The 18099-nt window shown below is 67.2% G+C and carries 19 protein-coding genes; 12 read left to right on the top strand and 7 right to left on the bottom strand.

The window, feature by feature from the left end:
* Positions 1-121 precede the first annotated feature (121 nt).
* From zipA to O0J15_RS13970, 6 genes are all read right to left on the bottom strand, one after another.
* Positions 122-859, bottom strand: a complete 738-nt coding sequence (zipA, locus tag O0J15_RS13945) for a cell division protein ZipA (protein WP_308305820.1) — start codon at positions 857-859, stop codon at positions 122-124.
* A 46-nt stretch (positions 860-905) separates the two neighbouring features.
* Positions 906-4409: a chromosome segregation protein SMC gene (gene smc / locus O0J15_RS13950; protein ID WP_227853566.1), complete on the bottom strand. Its 3504-nt coding sequence runs from the start codon at positions 4407-4409 to the stop codon at positions 906-908.
* A gap of 252 nt (positions 4410-4661) precedes the next feature.
* On the bottom strand, positions 4662-5111 hold the full coding sequence (gene rplI, locus O0J15_RS13955) for a 50S ribosomal protein L9 (protein ID WP_005410227.1): 450 nt from the start codon (positions 5109-5111) through the stop codon (positions 4662-4664).
* A gap of 104 nt (positions 5112-5215) precedes the next feature.
* Positions 5216-5446, bottom strand: a complete 231-nt coding sequence (gene rpsR / locus O0J15_RS13960) for a 30S ribosomal protein S18 (RefSeq protein ID WP_002804494.1) — start codon at positions 5444-5446, stop codon at positions 5216-5218.
* Between the two features lie 11 nt (positions 5447-5457).
* On the bottom strand, positions 5458-5895 hold the full coding sequence (gene rpsF, locus O0J15_RS13965) for a 30S ribosomal protein S6 (RefSeq protein ID WP_005410228.1): 438 nt from the start codon (positions 5893-5895) through the stop codon (positions 5458-5460).
* Positions 5896-6116: 221 nt separating this feature from the next.
* The gene (locus O0J15_RS13970) at positions 6117-6455 is read right to left on the bottom strand and encodes an iron-sulfur cluster assembly accessory protein (RefSeq protein ID WP_019660371.1); all 339 of its coding nucleotides are present in this window, start codon (positions 6453-6455) and stop codon (positions 6117-6119) included.
* Between the two features lie 128 nt (positions 6456-6583).
* On the opposite strand from O0J15_RS13970, the gene asnS reads away from it, so the two are divergent.
* From asnS to O0J15_RS14030, 12 genes are all read left to right on the top strand, one after another.
* Positions 6584-7978: an asparagine--tRNA ligase gene (gene asnS, locus O0J15_RS13975; RefSeq protein ID WP_171952806.1), complete on the top strand. Its 1395-nt coding sequence runs from the start codon at positions 6584-6586 to the stop codon at positions 7976-7978.
* A 30-nt stretch (positions 7979-8008) separates the two neighbouring features.
* Positions 8009-8308, top strand: a complete 300-nt coding sequence (locus O0J15_RS13980) for a hypothetical protein (RefSeq protein ID WP_005417403.1) — start codon at positions 8009-8011, stop codon at positions 8306-8308.
* Between the two features lie 7 nt (positions 8309-8315).
* On the top strand, positions 8316-8630 hold the full coding sequence (locus tag O0J15_RS13985; protein ID WP_019660373.1) for a hypothetical protein: 315 nt from the start codon (positions 8316-8318) through the stop codon (positions 8628-8630).
* Positions 8631-8637: 7 nt separating this feature from the next.
* The gene (locus O0J15_RS13990) at positions 8638-9276 is read left to right on the top strand and encodes an FMN-binding negative transcriptional regulator (RefSeq protein ID WP_155029809.1); all 639 of its coding nucleotides are present in this window, start codon (positions 8638-8640) and stop codon (positions 9274-9276) included.
* Positions 9277-9348: 72 nt separating this feature from the next.
* The gene (can, locus tag O0J15_RS13995) at positions 9349-10011 is read left to right on the top strand and encodes a carbonate dehydratase (protein WP_005417406.1); all 663 of its coding nucleotides are present in this window, start codon (positions 9349-9351) and stop codon (positions 10009-10011) included.
* Between the two features lie 19 nt (positions 10012-10030).
* Positions 10031-10552, top strand: a complete 522-nt coding sequence (locus O0J15_RS14000; protein WP_026347065.1) for a 3-hydroxyanthranilate 3,4-dioxygenase — start codon at positions 10031-10033, stop codon at positions 10550-10552.
* Positions 10553-10690: 138 nt separating this feature from the next.
* Positions 10691-11965: a kynureninase gene (gene kynU / locus O0J15_RS14005; protein ID WP_308305821.1), complete on the top strand. Its 1275-nt coding sequence runs from the start codon at positions 10691-10693 to the stop codon at positions 11963-11965.
* Between the two features lie 31 nt (positions 11966-11996).
* On the top strand, positions 11997-13364 hold the full coding sequence (locus O0J15_RS14010) for an NAD(P)/FAD-dependent oxidoreductase (RefSeq protein WP_155029810.1): 1368 nt from the start codon (positions 11997-11999) through the stop codon (positions 13362-13364).
* On the top strand, positions 13364-14803 hold the full coding sequence (gene sbcB, locus O0J15_RS14015; RefSeq protein ID WP_155029811.1) for an exodeoxyribonuclease I: 1440 nt from the start codon (positions 13364-13366) through the stop codon (positions 14801-14803). The genes O0J15_RS14010 and sbcB overlap by 1 nt, the downstream gene beginning before the upstream one ends.
* On the top strand, positions 14800-15486 hold the full coding sequence (locus O0J15_RS14020) for a DUF2461 domain-containing protein (protein ID WP_134735633.1): 687 nt from the start codon (positions 14800-14802) through the stop codon (positions 15484-15486). Before sbcB ends, O0J15_RS14020 begins: the two co-directional genes overlap by 4 nt.
* Positions 15486-16466, top strand: a complete 981-nt coding sequence (locus O0J15_RS14025; protein ID WP_134735632.1) for an aldo/keto reductase — start codon at positions 15486-15488, stop codon at positions 16464-16466. Before O0J15_RS14020 ends, O0J15_RS14025 begins: the two co-directional genes overlap by 1 nt.
* 42 nt (positions 16467-16508) lie before the next feature.
* The gene (locus O0J15_RS14030; RefSeq protein WP_134735631.1) at positions 16509-17060 is read left to right on the top strand and encodes a DUF2939 domain-containing protein; all 552 of its coding nucleotides are present in this window, start codon (positions 16509-16511) and stop codon (positions 17058-17060) included.
* Between the two features lie 61 nt (positions 17061-17121).
* Here O0J15_RS14030 and O0J15_RS14035 read toward each other — a convergent pair whose 3' ends face one another.
* Positions 17122-18066: a 5'-nucleotidase gene (locus O0J15_RS14035; RefSeq protein ID WP_021202725.1), complete on the bottom strand. Its 945-nt coding sequence runs from the start codon at positions 18064-18066 to the stop codon at positions 17122-17124.
* Positions 18067-18099 lie beyond the last annotated feature (33 nt).

Raw genomic sequence — 18099 nt, forward strand, 5'->3', positions numbered from 1 at the left:
GGATGCGCGGCGGGCATCCCGCCGTAGTGACCCTGTACTGATCTGGCGCGGGACGCGACGCGCTCTGCGCGTCGCCCCCCCCCGTTGTGGGGCCCCCGGGGGGGCCGCCACGCCATGGCGCTTACCAGCGCGGGGTCTTGGTCAACGGCGGAGCCTGGTGCTGACGGTCATAGGCGCGCAGCTCGTCACGGATGTGCGCGATGCGCTGGCGCCCCAGGGCGTTGCGACTGTCATCCAGCACAACGCCATCGAGCAGCTCGGCCATGCGCTGCACGGTCGGCAGCATTTTCTCCCAGGCATCCAGCGCGGTCAGCGGCGCCGGCAGGGTCAGGAAGAAGGCGATGGCCGGGGTCTCCATGGCACGGATGTTGGCCATGTCGAAGCTGCCCGGCTTCATGATGCTGGCCATCGAGAAGATCGGGCCGCGCTCGGGGTGGCCTTCCACCAGGCGGTGGAACACGTTCATGTGGCCGAACACCAGGCCGGTCTTTTCGGCCGCCACCACGATGTCTTCGCCACGCAGCTGTTCGCCGGCCCGAGCGGCCACGAACAGCGAGACGATCTTGTCGAAGTCCTGTGTGGCGCGCTTGCCGAGGTCGCTGGCGCCCGGATCGGTTTCGCCCAGGCCGAGTTCGGCCTGCTCACCTTCCGCGCCCATGCCCGGTTCGACGCGGCCATCGGCCACGGCGACGCCGTCTTCGCCCAGCACCGGCTCGCGGCGCTCGCCGCTGTTCGGTTCCGCGCTTTCCACGCGGCGGCCCTGGGGCTTCTTCTTCGGACGGCCAAACAGGAAGATCGCGGCGATCAACAGCAGGCCGGCGGCCAGGATGCCGATGCGCAACAGTGCCGTGTCGGACATTCGATAGGTTCTCCGGCTAGTTCATTCAGGTAACTAGGATGGCACGTCAGGCCGCGCCCGCCAATCGCGCGGCTTCTTCCAGGTCCACGCTGACCAGGCGGCTGACGCCCGGCTCGCGCATGGTCACGCCCGACAACTGGTGCGCGGCCTCCATCGTCGCCTTGTTGTGGCTGACGAACAGGAACTGCACCTTCTCGCTCATTTCCTTGACCATGTTGGCCAGGCGGCCGACGTTGGCTTCGTCCAGCGGCGCGTCCACCTCGTCCAGCAGGCAGAACGGCGCCGGATTCAACTGGAAGATGGCGAACACCAGCGCCACCGCGGTCATCGCTTTCTCACCGCCGGACAGCAGCGAGATGCTGGACACGCGCTTGCCCGGCGGGCGCGCCATGATGGTCACACCCGTGTCGAGCAGGTCTTCACCGGTCAGTTCCAGGTAGGCGTGGCCGCCACCGAACAGGCGCGGATACAGGGCCTGGACGCCGGCGTTGACGCGGTCGAAGGTGTCCTTGAAGCGCCCGCGGGTCTCGCGATCGATCTTGCGGATCGCGTCTTCCAGGGTTTCCAGCGCTGTGGTCAGGTCGGCGTGCTGCGAATCCAGGTAGTCCGAGCGCTGCGACGCCTCGCCATACTCGTGGATGGCCGCCAGATTGACCGGCTCCAGCCGGCGCATGCGAGCATCGATCTGGTGGACCGCCTGCTCCCAGTCGCCCAGGCGGGCATCCTCGGGCAGTGCGTTGAGCACGTCCTGCAGCACGAAGCCGGCCTTTTCCACCGCCGCCTGCAGGGTGTCGGCACTGAGCACCAGCGCCTGCTGGTCGAGCTTGCGCTGCGAAATGCGCTCGCGCTGGACCAACGCCTGCTCGTCGCGCTGGTGGCGGGTCTGCTCGTAATTGCGCAGCTCAGCGTCGATGCCGTCCAGCAGCGTTCGCGCCTCGGTCAGCACGCGATCGGCGCGCACACGCTCCTCCAGCGCATTCTGGTGCTCGGCCTGCAGTGCTTCGATCGGCGAATCACCTTCGTCCAGCTGCGAATGCAGTTCGCCCAGCCGCGAATCCAACTGCCCACGTTGGGTGCCCATGCGTTCCAGCGCCTGGCTCAACGAGGCCAGCTGCGCCCGCTGCGATTCCAAAGTCAGGGCCAACGAATGCGCGCGCTCGCGTACCGCGCGGGCGGCATCGCGGGCCAGGTCGCGGGCTTCGGTCAGCTGGCGGCGCTCGCCCTCCAGCCGCTGCCGGGTCGACTCCAGGTCGCCCATGCTGCTGACCGCACTCTCCAACCGCGAGCGTGCTTCACGCGCCTGCTCGTTGTTGGCTTCAATGGTTTCCTGCAGTTGCTTCAGCTCGCCTTCGATGCGGTCGATGCGCGTGCGCGCCGCCTCCACCTTGCCCTGCTGGCCCTGCAACTGGCCGGCCAGTTCGGAGACCGCACGATGGGCCTGGTACAGCGCGCGCTGCGCGTCTTCACGCTGCTGTTCGGCAGCCTGCAGCTGCTCACGGAAACCGGCCAGCTGTTCTTCCAGCTCGGCCTCGCGGTCCTGCAGCTGTTCGATCTGCTCGCGAAGCTCCTGGATCTCGCGTTCGCGCAGCAGCGCACCCTGCTGGGCCGCGCCGGAGCGCGATACGCGCAGCCAGCCCTGGCCCAGGCGCTCGCCACCCTGGGTGATGACCGAATCACCTTCCGGCAGGCTGCCCTGCAACGCCTTCGCTTCGGAAAGGTCCTTGGCAGCATGCAGGTGTGCCAGCAGGCGACGGATCGCCACCGGGCCACGCACGCGCGCGGCCAGCGAGGTCGGGGCGACCTTCAGCTCGTCATCGCCGTTGGCGACCAGCGCAAGGTGACCATCGCCGAGCTCACCCAGGGCATCGACCAGGCTGGCCGGGTCATCGACCAGCACACCTTCGATCAAGTGGCCGAGCGCGCTTTCCACCGCGTTTTCCCAGCCGGCATCCACGTCGAGGCGCTCGCCGACACGCGCCGCAGAATCCAGCCCCCGCGCCTTCAGCCACGCGACTGCCGCGCCCTGCTCCTGGCCCAGCGCGGCCTGCTGCAGGGCCTCCAGCGAGGCCAGGCGGCCACGCAGGCCGTTGGCCTGCTTGCGTAGTTCGGCCAGTTCGTTCTGGCCATTGCGCTGCTGTTCCTGCACCGCCGCCACGCCCTGCTTGCGCAGCTCGACGTCTTCGCTCAGCTCATCCAGCGCAGCCTTCTGCGTGTCGTGTTGCAGGTGCAGCTGCTCGAAGGCCTCTTCCAGCGCATCCACATCCAGCCCGGCGCGCTCGGCGGCCAGGGCCTCACGACGCCGGTCGGCATCGAGGATCTGCTTGTCCAGATAGTCCACGCGCGTGCGCTCGACATCGCCGGCGCGCGAGGCTTCCGAACTCTGCGAGGTGTGCTGTTCCCAGCGCTGCTGCCAGCTGGCCAGCCGCTCTTCGGCCTCGCGCAGGCTTTCCTGCTTGATCTCGTTTTCTTCCTGCAGTGCTTCCAGCTGCGGAGTGGCGGCCTCCACCGCCTCACGCAGCACCCTCAGCCTGGCCTCATCACCGCTGATGTGCTGCCCCAGTTCGGCCAGGGCCTGCTGGGTTTCATCGCGTGCCTTGTGCAGGCGCTGCGACAACTCGCGCTGGTGCTGGATCTGCTGTTCCAGGCGCGCCAGCGTACTGCCAACCTGGTAGACCGCCGCCTGCGCGGTGTTGAGCGCGTCGGCAGCCTCTTCGCGCCGCGCGCGCGAGGTTTCGATGCGGGCTTCGGCATCACGCTGGTCGGCGATCAGCTGCTGCAGCCGCGTTTCTTCCTGCGACAGGCCTTCGCGCAGCTTGGACAGGCGTCCGTCGAGGCCGCGGAATTCCAGCGCCTTCCACTCGGCGTCCTTGACCCGGCGCTCTTCCTGCAGGGCCTGGTACTGCTCGGCCTGCTTGGCCTGGCGCTTGAGGTGCTCCAGCTGCTTGCTGATCTCGTCGCGCAGGTCGCCCAGACGGTCCAGGTTTTCGCGGGTGTGGCGGATGCGGGTCTCGGTCTCCTTGCGGCGCTCCTTGTACTTGGAGATGCCGGCCGCCTCTTCCAGGTACACGCGCAGGTCTTCCGGGCGCGCCTCTATGATCTGGCTGATCATGCCCTGCTCGATGATCGAGTAGCTGCGCGGGCCCAGGCCGGTGCCGAGGAACAGATCGGTGATGTCGCGGCGGCGGCACTTGGTGCCGTTGAGGTAGTAGTTGCTGGTGCCGTCGCGGCTGACCGTGCGCTTGACCGAGATTTCGTTGAACGAGGCGTACTCGCCCGAGATCGTGTGGTCGGAGTTGTCGAAGATCAGCTCGACGGTGGCCTGTGACACCGGCTTGCGGGCATTGGACCCGGAGAAGATCACGTCGGTCAGCGAGTCGCCGCGCAGGCGGCTGGCCGAACTCTCACCCATGACCCAGCGCACGGCGTCGATGATGTTCGACTTGCCGCAGCCATTGGGCCCCACCACGCCGGTCATGTTGGTCGGCAGGTGCAGGGTGGTCGGATCGACGAACGACTTGAAGCCGGACAGCTTGATCGTGGATAGACGCATAGGGGTTCCGGACTGGGGCCGGCAAGCGGCCTGCGTGCACCCTCCAAGTCATTGATCCTGCTGGGATCGATGCCCGTGGAACGGGTGTGACGCCCTGAGTATACCGATGTGGCCGTGTTCTACGAATGGGCGTGGAACATTACCCCCCCCGTCGGACGGACCTGGCCCGACACCGCGGAACGGCGCCAAAAACAAAACGGGCACCCTTGCGGGCGCCCGTTCTGCGGTGATGCCAGGCCTTGCGGCGCGGGATCAGGCTTCGGCGACGACGACGACCTTGACGGTGGTCTCGACATCGGCGTGCAGGTGGACCAGCACGTCGTATTCGCCGATGTTGCGGAAGGCGCCTTCGCCCAGGATGACTTCGCTCTTTTCCAGCGGCAGGCCGGCGGCGGTGAAGGCCTCGGCGATGTCGCGCGGGCCAACCGAGCCGTACAGCTTGCCTTCGGTCGAAGCGTTGGCGGCGATGGTCACGCTCGCGCCTTCCAGCTTGGCCTTGCGGCCTTCAGCGTCGGCGTGGATGGCCTGGGCCTTGGCTTCGTATTCGGCGCGCTTGGCTTCGAACTCGGCCTTGTTGCTCTCGGTGGCCGGCACGGCCTTGCCCTGCGGCACGAGGAAGTTACGGCCGTAGCCCGGCTTCACGTCGACCAGGTCGCCCAGGTTGCCGAGGTTGGTGACTTTCTGCAGGAGGATCAACTGCATGGTATTGCTCCAGATAAGTTATTCGTTAGCGAGGCAACGCCCCGCAACAAAGGCTGTCCGAATAGCTGGCACAGCGGGGGCGGCGTCGGGCCGCCCCGCCTGCATCAGACGTCGTGGTTGTCGGTGTACGGGATCAGGGCCAGGAAGCGAGCGCGCTTGACGGCGGTCGCCAGCTGGCGCTGGTACTTCGACTTGGTACCGGTGACGCGGCTCGGCACGATCTTGCCGTTCTCGGTCAGGTACTGGCGCAGGGTGTTGAGATCCTTGTAGTCGATCTCCTTCACACCTTCAGCAGTGAACTTGCAGAACTTGCGGCGACGGAAGAACTTGGACATGGGAAGGCTCCTTAGGCGGCGGAAGCGGCGTCGTCGCCGGCTTCGTTGTCAGCGGTGTTGTTGGACTCGCCTTCTTCGTCGTCACGACGACGGCGCTCACCGCGCTCCGGCTTGTCACCCTTCTCGTCCTTGCTCTTCATGATCAGCGACTGCTCGGTGTCAGCCTCGTCACGCTTGATGACCAGGTTGCGCAGCACGGCGTCGTTGAAGCGGAAGCTCTCGGTCAGTTCGTTCAGAACGGCCTGGTCGGCTTCGATGTTCATCAGCACGTAGTGGGCCTTCACCAGGTTCTGGATCGGGTACGCCAGCTGGCGGCGGCCCCAGTCTTCCAGACGGTGGATGGTGCCGTTGCCGTTCTCGACCAGCGACTTGTAGCGCTCGATCATGGCCGGGACCTGCTCGCTCTGGTCCGGGTGGACCATGAACACGATTTCGTAATGACGACTCATGTTTTTTTCTACCTTTCGGATGTGGCCTTGCGGCCGGACAGCCCCCCGCCGTTGAGACCGCGGTGGGGCAAGGGTTCCCGCCAGGGAGGCAGGAAGCCGCGCATTATGGCGCAGATGGGGTGGCCGGGCAACCGGTGGGCCACCTGACACCCTGAACCGGGGGCGAGCGCCCAGCCAACCCGGGTTGGGCGCTACCAGAACGATCAGGCCCCGGCCGGCCGTCAGGCCTTGTCGGCGTCGGTGGTGAAGCTCTCGCCGCAGCCACACTCGGCGGTGGCGTTCGGGTTGCTGAACGTGAAGGTCTCGCTCAGGCCGTGCTTGCCGAAGTCGATCACGGTGCCGTCCACCAGCGCCAGGCTCTTGGCGTCGACATAGATCTTCACGCCGTCCTGCTCGAACACGGTATCGCCCTCGCGCTCATCGCGGGCCAGGTCGGTGATGTGGCCCCAGCCGGAGCAGCCGGTCCTGGTCACGCCGAAACGCAGGCCCAGCGCGCCGGGGGTCTGGGCGACAAAGCGCTGCACGCGCTCGAAGGCAACGGGGGTCAGGCTGACGGCCATGGGGCTACTCCAGAGGTACGGGGACATTATAAGGAGCTGTGGCTGCGAAAAATGCCTCGCAAGCAGAACGCTGCAACCGGTAAACTCCCGTGTTCACAGATCGAGTCGATCAGCAGAGGATTCAAGTCATGACGGTGGTCAGCGTTGAACATGCGCTTGCCGGGAAGATCCCGGAAGGCGGCGAAGTCACGGTACGCGGATGGGTGCGCACGGTGCGCGGTTCAGCGAATCTGGCCTTCGTGAATGTGAGCGACGGCTCCTGCTTCGCCCCGATCCAGGTCGTGGCCAACGACACCCTGAGCAACTTCGACGAGATCAAGCGGCTGACCAGCGGCTGCTCGGTCATCGGCACCGGTACCCTGGTGAAGTCGCAGGGCAAGGGCCAGTCGTTCGAGATCCAGGCCAGCACGCTTGAAGTGGTCGGCTGGGTCGAAGACCCGCTCACCTATCCGATCCAGCCCAAGCCGATGTCGCCGGAGTTCCTGCGCGAAGTGGCGCACCTGCGCCCGCGCACCAACCTGTTCGGGGCGGTCACCCGCATCCGCAACTGCCTGGCCCAGGCCGTGCACCGCTTCTTCCACGAGAACGGCTTCAACTGGATCAGCACCCCGATCATCACCACCTCCGACGCCGAAGGCGCCGGCCAGATGTTCCGCGTGTCCACCCTGGACATGGTGAACCTGCCGCGCGACGAGAAGGGCGCGATCGATTTCAGCCGCGACTTCTTCGGCAAGGAAACCTTCCTGACCGTGTCTGGCCAGCTGAACGTCGAGGCCTATTGCCTGGCGCTGAGCAAGGTCTACACCTTCGGCCCGACCTTCCGCGCCGAAAACAGCCACACCACCCGCCACCTGGCGGAGTTCTGGATGATCGAGCCGGAAATCGCCTTCGCCGACCTGGCCGAAGACGCACGCCTGGCCGAAGAGTTCCTGAAGTACCTGTTCCGCGCGGTGCTGAACGAGCGCAGCGACGACCTGGCCTTCATCGCCGAGCGCGTGGACAAGAACGCGATCACCAAGCTGGAAGATTTCATCAACGCACCGTTCGAGCGCATCGACTACACCGATGCGGTCAGCCTGCTGCAGAAGTCCGGCAGGAAGTTCGACTTCCCGGTGGAATGGGGCCTGGACCTGCAGACCGAGCACGAGCGCTGGCTGACCGAGGAACACGTCGGCCGCCCGGTGGTGGTGACCAACTACCCGGAGCACATCAAGGCCTTCTACATGCGCCTGAACGACGACGGCAAGACCGTTGCCGCGATGGACGTGCTGGCCCCGGGCATCGGCGAGATCATCGGCGGCAGCCAGCGCGAAGAGCGCCTGGACGTGCTGGATGCGCGCATGGCCCAGTTCGGCCTGGATCGCGAGCACTACAGCTGGTACCGCGATTTCCGCCGCTATGGTTCGGTGCCGCACGCCGGCTTCGGCCTGGGCTTCGAGCGCCTGGTGGTGTACGTCTGCGGGCTGTCCAACATCCGCGATGCGATCCCCTACCCGCGCGCCCCGGGCAGCGCGGACTTCTAAGCCCCAAACGACCACGGAGGTGCTGCCCCCATGACCCTGTTCTTCGCCCTCTGTTTCGTTGGCGTTGCAGTGGCCGGGTTCAGTGCCTTCGTGATCTTCTGGCCGCTGACCCTGGTGCACGTGCGCGACCGCCATCCGGCGCTCGCCGAGCGCTTCGGCAGCGGCGCCTTCCTCAAGCCCGATGCCCTGGCCTGGCTGCTGCGCCGCGACTATCGCCAGCAGCCGGACCGATCATTGTCCGGGCTGGCGACGCCGGCCTGGGTATCGCTGCTGACCCTGCTGGCCGGACTGGGCATGGCTGCCCTGCTCTGGCTGGCCTCGCTCTGGTAACACATCCATGAATGACATCACCACTTCGCGCGACAGCTGGTGGCTGGCCAGCCTCGGCAACACCCTGATCTGGGCACGCCTGCGGGTGCGCCCTGCCGGCACCGCCGAAGTGCTCGACAGCGACGGCAACACGCTGAGCTATGACAGTGAAGACACCGCCCGTTCGCAGCTGTTCGACGCTGAATTCGTCGAGTATGACGGCCTGGACGAGGAGGACGCGCTGGTGCGCGGCTTCAGCCTGCACGAAGTGCAGCCGCCGCAGGCCGACAGCGACGAGGGCCTGCGTGGCCGCATGATCCAGTCGCTGGGCGGGCGCGCCTGACCCTGGCATGTTCACCCCGCGCGCCTTCGCCGAGACCGACCTGCTCTGGCTGGACCGCCTGCTGGCGCGCGATCCGTTCGTCAGCGTGCTCACCCCGGGCAGCGATGGCCTGCCGGAGCTGACGCGGATGCCGGTGTTGTACCGGCGCGAGGGCGAGCGCATCGAGCTGCGCGGGCACTGGGCCCGCGCCAACCCGCAGTCGCGCCACAGCGGTGCGGCCAAGGTACTGGTCGATGGCCCGCACGGCTACGTCTCGGCCAGCTGGTATCCGGACAAGGAGCCCGCCGCGCGGGTGCCGACCTGGAACTATGCGGCCGCCGAGCTGCGCGGCCAGCTGCACACCTTCGACGACACCGATGCGCTGGCCGAACTGGTCGGCGCGATCAGCGACCATTTCGAAGCCAGCGTCGGCCAGGCCTGGCGCTTCGATGCCGCGCGCGCCGAACACGGCCCGGAGCTGCGCGCCATCGTCGGCTTCCGCTTCCAGGTTGAACACGTGCAGCTGAAGCTGAAGCTGAGCCAGAACCACCCCGATGCGAACCAGCGTGCCGTGATCGCCGAACTGGAACAGCTGGGCACCCCTTCCTCCACCGAGTTGGCGCAGTGGATGCGCTGGCACCGCGAACAGGCCACCCGCAGCGGCTGAACGCCCCAGATTCCCGCGACGACGCAGCCGGATGGCTGCGGCGCGCCCCCACCCGACGCCAGGCATCCGAACATGAAAGACATCCACAAGCTGCTGCAGAACAACCGCGACTGGGCCGACCGCATCGAGAAGGAAGACCCGGACTTCTTCCACCAGCTGGCCAAGCAGCAGCATCCCGAGTACCTGTGGATCGGCTGCTCCGATTCACGAGTTCCGGCCAACCAGATCATCGGCATGGCACCCGGCGAAGTGTTCGTGCACCGCAACGTTGCCAACGTGGTCGCCCACACCGACCTGAACTGCCTGAGCGTGGTGCAGTACGCGGTGGACCAGCTGAAGGTCAAGCACATTCTGATCGTCGGCCATTACGGCTGCGGCGGCGTGCACGCCTGCCTGCACAATACCCGCGTCGGCCTGGCCGACAACTGGCTGCGCCACGTCGGCGACGTCGTTCAGAAGCACCAGGGCATCCTCGATGCGATCGAAGACGATGAACTCAAGCACGCCCGCCTGTGCGAGCTGAACGTGATCGAGCAGGTCGCCAACCTCTGTCGCTCGACCATCGTGCTGGACGCCTGGGCCCGCGGCCAGAAGCTGATGGTGCATGGCTGGGTGTACAGCCTGAAGGACGGTCGCGTGCGTGAAATGGGCATCGACGTAGGCTCGCTGGAAGAGCTGCAGCCGGCATATGAGAAGGCACTATCCTTCGTGCCGCGCAAGGGCCGTCGCGACTGATCCCCCACGGATGACCACCATGCTCGCTTCGCCGATCAACCTGCACGCCTGGATCGAAGAGAACCGCCACCTGCTGAAGCCGCCGGTGGGCAACAAGATGATCGACAACGGCGATTTCATCGTGATGGTGGTCGGCGGGCCGAATTCGCGCACCGACTATCACTACGACGAAGGCCCGGAGTGGTTCTACCAGCTCGAGGGCGAGATGGTGCTGAAGGTGCAGGAGGACGGTGCGGTACGTGACATCCCGATCCGCGCCGGCGAGGTCTTCCTGCTGCCGGCGAAGGTGCCGCACTCGCCGCGCCGCCCGCCCGGGGGCATCGGCCTGGTGGTCGAGCGCAAGCGCCTGCCGCACGAGAAGGACGGGGTGATCTGGCACTGCGAACGCTGCAACCACAAGCTGCACGAAGAGTTCTTCGCGCTGCAGAACATCGAGACCGACCTGCCCAAGGTGTTCGCGCGCTACCACGCCAGCCTGGAACTGCGCACCTGCAGCCAGTGCGGGCACGTGGATCCGCTGCCGGTGCCGGCGGCGGGCTGAGCACCTGCCCCTGTAGAACCGAGCCCATGCTCGGCTTCGTGGCCCGGCAGCCGAACATGGGCTCGGCTCTACAGGTTCGGCGGCAGGCACGCCGCCAAGCGCTACACTGGCGGTCCCGTTGCAGCCTGTTGCCCGACCATGTCCGACCTGCTCAGCCGCACCCACGCCATTGCCCTGGACGCCGCCGATCCGCTGCGTCCGATGCGTAACGAATTCCTGATTCCGCGCCATGGCGGCGGCGAGCAGACCTACTTCGTCGGCAACTCGCTGGGCCTGCAGCCGCGTGGCGCTCAGGCCGCGGTGCAGGAAGTGATGAAGCAGTGGGGCGAGCTGGCGGTGGAAGGCCACTTCACCGGCCCTACCCAGTGGCTGTCCTACCACCGCCTGGTGAGCGCGCAGCTGGCCCGCGTGGTCGGTGCGCTGCCCAGCGAAGTGGTGGCGATGAACACGCTGAGCGTGAATCTGCATCTGATGATGGTCAGCTTCTACCGGCCGACCACGCAGCGCCCGGTGATCCTGATGGAAGCCGGCGCATTCCCGACCGACCGCCACGCGGTCGAAGCACAGATCCGCTTCCATGGCTTCGACCCGGCCCGGTGCCTGGTGGAAGTGCAGCCGGACGAAGCCAACGGCACGATCTCGCTGACCGCGATCGAACGCGCCATCGCCGAGCACGGCCCGCGCCTGGCGCTGGTGCTGTGGCCCGGCGTGCAGTACCGCACCGGTCAGGCCTTCGACCTCGATGCAATCACCCGCGCCGCACGCCTGCAGGGGGCGCGCATCGGCTTCGACCTGGCGCATTCGGTGGGCAACCTGCCGCTGCGCCTGCATGACGTGGCGCCGGACTTTGCGGTGTGGTGCCATTACAAATACCTCAACAGCGGCCCGGGCGCGGTTGCCGGCGCCTTCGTGCACGAGCGCCACCATCGCGACACCACCCTGCCCCGATTCGCTGGCTGGTGGGGCCATGAGGAAGCCACCCGTTTCCAGATGGCACCGCAGTTCACCCCGGCCATCGGTGCCGAAGGGTGGCAGCTGAGCAATCCGCCCATTCTGGGGCTGGCACCGTTGCGCGCCTCGCTGGACCTGTTCGAGCGAGCCGGCATGGACGCGCTGCGCAGCAAATCGCTGGCGCTGACCGGCATGCTCGAAGCACTGGTGCGCGCACGCCTGCCGCAGGTGCTGGAGATCATCACCCCGGCAGACCCGCAGCGCCGCGGCTGCCAGTTGTCGCTGCGCGTGATCGGCGGCCGCGAGCGCGGGCGCGCCCTGTTCGAGCACCTGCGCAGCATCGGCGTGCTCGGCGACTGGCGCGAGCCCGACGTGATCCGCATCTCGCCCACCCCGCTCTACAACCGCTACCTGGACGTGCACCACTTCGTCGAGGAAGTGGAAGCCTGGGCCGGCCTTTGAGCCGGTCCCTCCCCTACTGCTGGACAGTTCGTTGATCGCACACGCCTCCCGCTCGTTGAGCATTATCGGTGCCGGCCTCGCCGGCTCCCTGCTGGCCATCCTGCTGTCACGCCAGGGCTGGCGCATCACCCTGTACGAACGCCGCGGCGATCCGCGCGTGGCCGACTACGAGAGCGGCCGCTCGATCAACCTGGCGCTGGCCGAGCGTGGGCGCAACGCCCTGCGCCAGGCCGGTGTGGAAGACGAGGTGATGGCGCGCGCGGTGATGATGCGCGGACGCATGGTGCATCCACGCGACGGCGAACCGCAGCTGCAGCGCTATGGCCGTGATGACAGCGAAGTGATCTGGTCGATCCACCGCAGCGACCTGAACACCACGCTGCTGGAACTGGCCGAACAGGCAGGGGCCACCGTGCATTTCCATCGCCGCCTGCACACCGTTGATTTCGATGCCGGCTACGCCCGCTTCATCGATGACCGCGATGACAGCCCGCACGACATCCGCTTCGACACCCTGATCGGTGCAGACGGTGCCGGTTCGGCGCTGCGTGCGGCAATGAACCGGCGCGCGCCGCTGGGCGAGGACATCGCCTTCCTCGATCACTCCTACAAGGAGCTGGAGATTCCGCCGGCCGAAGACGGGGGCTTCCGCATCGAGCGCAACGCGCTGCACATCTGGCCACGCGGCCACTACATGTGCATCGCCCTGCCCAATCATGAAGGCACCTTCACCGTCACCCTGTTCCTGCCCAACCAGGGCGATCCCAGCTTTGCCACGATCAATACCGGTGCGCAGGCCGAGGCGCTGTTCGCTCGCGAGTTCGCGGACGCGCTGCCGCTGATCCCGAACCTGCGGGTGGATTGGGAACAGCACCCGCCGGGCCTGCTCGGCACGCTCACCCTGGAGCGCTGGCACCAGCAGGGCCGCGCCGTACTGATCGGCGACGCCGCGCATGCAATGGTGCCGTTCCACGGCCAGGGCATGAACTGCGCGTTCGAGGATTGCGTTGCGCTGGCCCGTCACCTGATGGAGGCGGATGACCTGGAAAGTGCGTTCGCTGCGTTCGAGGCCGAGCGCAAACCCAATGCACGCGCGATCCAGCAGATGGCGCTGGAGAACTACCTGGAAATGCGCGACCGCGTGGCCGATCCCTCGTTCCTGCTGCAGCGCGAACTGGAGCAGGAACTGCAGCGACGCTGGCCGACCCGCTTCGTCCCGCACTACACGATGGTCACCTTCCTGCACACGCCGTACGCCGAAGCGCTGCGCCGCACCGAACTGCAGCGCGATTTGCTGGCGGCGGCCACGGTCGGCCACGAGTCGCTGGACAACATCGACTGGGCGGCGCTGGAAGCGCAGATCCACGCGCAGCTACCGGTCCTGGAGGGTGCGCACTGATGGCTGACAGCTTCCTGTTCTACGACCTGGAAACCTTCGGCCAGGATCCACGGCGCACCCGCATCTCGCAGTTCGCCGCCATCCGCACCGACGCCGACCTCAACGAGATCGACACGCCGGTCAGCTTCTTCGTGCGCCCGGCCGATGACCTGCTGCCCTCGCCGATGGCCACCCTGGTCACCGGCATCACCCCGCAGCAGGCCTTGGCCGAAGGCATCAGCGAGTCCCAAGCCTTCGACCGCATCAACGAACTGATGTCGCGACCCGGCACCTGCGCGCTGGGCTACAACACGCTGCGCTTCGACGATGAATTCGTCCGCTACGGCCTGTTCCGCAACTTCCATGACCCATACGAACGCGAGTGGCGCAACGGCAATTCGCGCTGGGACCTGCTGGACATGCTGCGGCTGATGCGCGCGATGCGCCCGGATGGCATCCAGTGGCCGCTGCGCGAGGACGGTGCCACCTCGTTCAAACTCGAGCACTTGGCCGAAGCCAACAACGTGCGCGAGGGTGATGCGCACGAAGCGCTATCCGACGTGCGAGCCACGATCGGCATGGCACGGCTGTTCAAGCAGTCGCAGCCGCGCCTGTGGGACTACGCCCTGAAGCTGCGCGACAAGCGTTTCGTCGGCACCCTGCTGGATGTCACCGCGATGACGCCGGTGCTGCACATTTCCATGCGCTACCCCGCCAGCCGTCTGTGCGCGGCGCCGGTGCTGCCCTTGGCCGTGCACCCGACGATCAGCAACCGGGTGATCGTGTTCGACCTGGACGGCGACATCGACGACCTGCTGGCCCTGCCGGCCGAGGTGATCGCACAGCGCCTGTACCTGCGCGCCAGTGAACTGCCCGAGGGCGTGGCACGGGTGCCGCTGAAGGAAGTGCACCTGAACAAGGTGCCCGCCCTGGTCGCCTGGAACCACCTTCGTGGCGACGACCACGCGCGCCTGGGCCTGGACGTGGCCGCGATCGAGGCCAAGGTTGAACGGCTGCGCGGGTTCGCCCCTCAGCTTGCCGAGAAGGCGCGCCAGGTCTACAACCAGCCGCGCGCGGCCACCGTGGCCGACGTCGATGCCTCCCTGTACGACGGCTTCCTCGGCAACGGCGACAAACCGCTGCTGGCGCTGGCCCGCACCACCGCACCGGAGCAGTTGGCCGCGCTGGAAGGCCGCTTCCGCGACCCGCGCCTGCCGGAGCTGCTGTTCCGCTACCGTGCGCGCAATCATCCCGACAGCCTCGCGCCGGCTGAACGCCAGCGCTGGCAGGATTACCGGCGCCAGCGCCTGCTGGGAGACGGCGGCCTGGGCGAACTCAACCTGCCCCAGTACCAGCAGCAGCTCGATGCGCTGGCCGCCGAGTCGCCCGACGACGCGCGGCGCCAGGCCCTGCTGCAATCGTTGCGCGACTGGGGCCAGCACCTGCAGGAGACCTTGTGAGTACCTATTTCTCGGACGCCAGCTTCAAGTTCCTGCGCAGCCTGGCGCGCCACAACGAAAAGGCGTGGTTCAACGACCACCGCCAGCAGTACGAAGAGCATGTGCGACAGCCGTTCCTGCGCCTGTTGGGTGATCTTCAGCCAGCCCTTGCCGAGGTCAGCGAACACTTCCGCGCTGATACCCGCGGCGTCGGCGGCTCACTGTTCCGCATCCACCGCGACGCGCGTTTCTCCAACGACAAATCGCCTTACAAGACCTGGCAGGGTGCGCGCCTGTTCCATGAGCGCCGTCGCGAAGTGGCCGCGCCCTCGTTCTATGTGCACCTGCAGCCAGGCGAGAGCTTTGTCGGTGCCGGCCTGTGGCACCCGGAACCGGAAACCCAGCGCCGCGTGCGCCACTTCATCCTCGACAATCCGGGCAGCTGGAAGGCCGCGGCCCATGCACCTGCGCTGCGCAAGCGCTTCGAGTTCGAGGAGAGCGAAAAGCTGGTGCGTCCGCCGCGCGGCTTCCCGGCCGACTTCGAGTTCATCGACGACCTCAAGCACCGCAACTGGGTGATGTGGCGCCCGCTGGATGACGCCACCATGACCGGCCCACGCCTGCTGTCCACGCTGGGCAAGGATCTGGCCGCACTCGGCCCGTTCGTCGACTATCTGTGCGCAGCGCTGGACCTGGAATTCTGATGCCGTTGGCGCACCAACGGCGCACGCTGGGCCGCACCGGCCTGGCGGTTTCGCCGGTCGGCCTTGGGTGCTCCGGCTTCTGGGGGCATCGGCGCTTCCCGGAGCAGTCGGCCGCGCACGTCGTCGAGCATGCACTGGCACGGGGCGTGAACCTGTTGGACACCGGTCACAACTACTCCGGTTTCCACGCCGAGCCGCGGCTGGGCCGCATCCTGCGCTCCTTGCTCAAGCAATACCCGCGCGATTCGCTGGTGATCTCCAGCAAGGGCGGCACGCTGACCGGCCAGGCCGGCGTCAGCGGCGCCGAGCAGCGCAATTTTTCGCCAGCGGCCATCACCGCCAGCTGCGAAGCCTCGCTGCGCAACCTCGGCCTGGATTACCTCGATATCTACCAGCTGCATGGTGCCAGCCAGCACGACATCAACGATGACCTGCTGGCCGCACTGCAGCGACTGCGCGAACGCGGGCTGATCCGGCACACCGGCATCAATACGCACACGGCGTCGACCCTGTGCTGGATGATCGACCATCCCACGCTGTTCGACGTGGTGCTTCTGGACTACAACGCCCTGCAGCAGGATCGTGAACCCCTCATCGACCGGCTGCACGCGGCCGGTATCGGCGTGCTGGCCGGCACCGTGCTGGCGCAGGGCCACCTGCTGCCATCACGGGCCCGCCTGCCGCGCCCGGCCGACGCCTGGTACCTGGCCAGAGCCTGGCTCAAGCCAAGCAGCCGCTCCCTGATGCACAGCGCACGCCGGATGCGCCACACCATCGCCGCCATCCACAGCCAGCGCCCCGCCCAGACCGCGTTTGCCTACGCCCTGGGCCATCGCGGCGTCGCCAGCGGCATTCTGGGCACCACCCGCACCGGCAGCCTGGACGAAGTGCTGGCGACGCGCCTTGAGGCGCTGACCCCGGCGGAACGGCAACAGCTGGTCGATGCCTTCGGTGATGGCCGTGGTTCGCCCAGTCATTGAGTCTTCACCCCGCACTGCCGCCGTTGCGGCAGTCTGTCCGCCATGAAGAAACTCTCCGCACTGGTTGTGCTGCTGGTCCTGGCCCTGGCGGCCTGGTGGTTCGGCGGCCCCTACCTGACCGTCCATGGCCTTTCCAAGGCCATCGAGCAGCGCGACACCGCGCGCCTGGAACGCTACGTCGATTTCCCGCGCGTGCGCAGCAGCCTGCGCGCGCAGCTCAATGACTACCTGGTGCGCCAGGCCGGCCCGGACGTGGCGGCCAGTCCCTTCGGTGCCCTGCTGTACGGGCTGGGCGACCAGCTGGGCGGTGCCGCGGTGGACACCATGGTGACCCCCACCGGGATCGGCGCGATGCTGCAGGGCCACGTGCTGTGGAAGCGCGGCCGCAATGAACTGCAGGGCGGCGATGCCTTCGGCCCAACCGAACCGGCGCGACCGTTGAAGCATGCCGAACACCATTTCGAAGCGCTGGACCGCTTCGTGATCGATGTCGATCGCGGTCCGGGCCAGCCGCCGATGAAGGTGGTACTGGAGCCGCAGGGGCTGCGCTGGAAGGTGGTGGATCTGCAGTTGGGGATGTCGGGCAGCCCTTGATCGGACCCGTGGCCTGACGGCAGTGCCAACCAACGGTTGGCACCTGCCGGTCGAATCCGCCCTATCCCTCGTTGGCGACGCCGTGCGGTACGTGGCCGGCAGCCACATGCTCGCGGGCGCTGTCGATGTTGTGCTGCGAATCGTCGAAGAAGATGTCGGCGCCGAACGCCTGCAGGAACGGCCCCTTGTGCCGGCCGCCGAGGAACAGCGCTTCGTCCAGGCGCACGCCCCACTCGCGCAGGGTGCGGATCACCCGCTCATGGGCCGGCGCCGAACGCGCAGTCACCAGTGCGGTACGGATCGGCGCGCTCTCGCCGGCAGGGAATACTTCCTGCAGCGTGTGCAGCGCTGACAGGAAGCCACGGAACGGACCGCCGCTGAGCGGCTCGCGGGCCCGTTCGCGCTCATGGCGGCCAAAGGCTTCCACGCCCTGCTCGCGCGAAATGCGTTCACTCTCGTCACCAAAGATCACCGCGTCACCGTCAAAGGCGATGCGCAGCTGCCCGGCAGGGCGACCGATGTCGATCTGGTCGGCCGCTGCGGCTGCGGTCTCGCCAGGCGGCTTGGGCAGGATGGTCGCCGCCGCGATGCCATGGCGCAGCGCGCTGCGCACCGATTCGGGGTTGGCCGACAGGAACAGGTCGGTGCCGAACGGCTTCACGTAGGGCCAGGTCGGCTCGCCGGCGGTGAACGTCGCGCGGATGATGCCCAGGCCATAGTGCTGGATCGAATTGAAGATGCGCAGGCCGGTGTCGGCCGAATTGCGCGACAGCAGGATCACCTCGACCCGCGGGTCCTCCGGGCTGGCGCCCTGGTTCAGGGCCAACAGCTTGCGCACTACCGGGAAGGCCACGCCAGGTCCGAGGATGTCGTCCTCATGCTGGCGCTGGAATTCTGCATAGGCCGCCACGCCATCGCTCTCGAACAGCGCATGGCTTTCCTCGAGGTCGAACAGCGCGCGCGAGGTGACCGCGACGGTCAGCAAACGGGGGGAGTTGTCGCCCATCGGTGGGGGTCCTTCAAGCGGTCGGCAGGGCCG

The organism is Stenotrophomonas sp. Sm10, from assembly GCF_030985515.1.
Taxonomy (GTDB): Bacteria; Pseudomonadota; Gammaproteobacteria; order Xanthomonadales; family Xanthomonadaceae; genus Stenotrophomonas; species Stenotrophomonas hibiscicola.

Bases quoted from the DNA above. Each gene is read 5' to 3' on its own strand.
- O0J15_RS13970 (WP_019660371.1), bottom strand. From the start codon at position 6,455: ATGGCCGTCAGCCTGACCCCCGTTGCCTTCGAGCGCGTGCAGCGCTTT.
- O0J15_RS13985 (WP_019660373.1), top strand. From the start codon at position 8,316: ATGAATGACATCACCACTTCGCGCGACAGCTGGTGGCTGGCCAGCCTC.
- sbcB (WP_155029811.1), top strand. From the start codon at position 13,364: ATGGCTGACAGCTTCCTGTTCTACGACCTGGAAACCTTCGGCCAGGAT.
- rpsR (WP_002804494.1), bottom strand. From the start codon at position 5,446: ATGTCCAAGTTCTTCCGTCGCCGCAAGTTCTGCAAGTTCACTGCTGAA.
- O0J15_RS14025 (WP_134735632.1), top strand. From the start codon at position 15,486: ATGCCGTTGGCGCACCAACGGCGCACGCTGGGCCGCACCGGCCTGGCG.
- O0J15_RS14030 (WP_134735631.1), top strand. From the start codon at position 16,509: ATGAAGAAACTCTCCGCACTGGTTGTGCTGCTGGTCCTGGCCCTGGCG.
- rpsF (WP_005410228.1), bottom strand. From the start codon at position 5,895: ATGAGTCGTCATTACGAAATCGTGTTCATGGTCCACCCGGACCAGAGC.
- smc (WP_227853566.1), bottom strand. From the start codon at position 4,409: ATGCGTCTATCCACGATCAAGCTGTCCGGCTTCAAGTCGTTCGTCGAT.
- O0J15_RS14035 (WP_021202725.1), bottom strand. From the start codon at position 18,066: ATGGGCGACAACTCCCCCCGTTTGCTGACCGTCGCGGTCACCTCGCGC.
- can (WP_005417406.1), top strand. From the start codon at position 9,349: ATGAAAGACATCCACAAGCTGCTGCAGAACAACCGCGACTGGGCCGAC.
- O0J15_RS13990 (WP_155029809.1), top strand. From the start codon at position 8,638: ATGTTCACCCCGCGCGCCTTCGCCGAGACCGACCTGCTCTGGCTGGAC.
- asnS (WP_171952806.1), top strand. From the start codon at position 6,584: ATGACGGTGGTCAGCGTTGAACATGCGCTTGCCGGGAAGATCCCGGAA.
- rplI (WP_005410227.1), bottom strand. From the start codon at position 5,111: ATGCAGTTGATCCTCCTGCAGAAAGTCACCAACCTCGGCAACCTGGGC.
- O0J15_RS14000 (WP_026347065.1), top strand. From the start codon at position 10,031: ATGCTCGCTTCGCCGATCAACCTGCACGCCTGGATCGAAGAGAACCGC.
- O0J15_RS13980 (WP_005417403.1), top strand. From the start codon at position 8,009: ATGACCCTGTTCTTCGCCCTCTGTTTCGTTGGCGTTGCAGTGGCCGGG.
- kynU (WP_308305821.1), top strand. From the start codon at position 10,691: ATGTCCGACCTGCTCAGCCGCACCCACGCCATTGCCCTGGACGCCGCC.
- zipA (WP_308305820.1), bottom strand. From the start codon at position 859: ATGTCCGACACGGCACTGTTGCGCATCGGCATCCTGGCCGCCGGCCTG.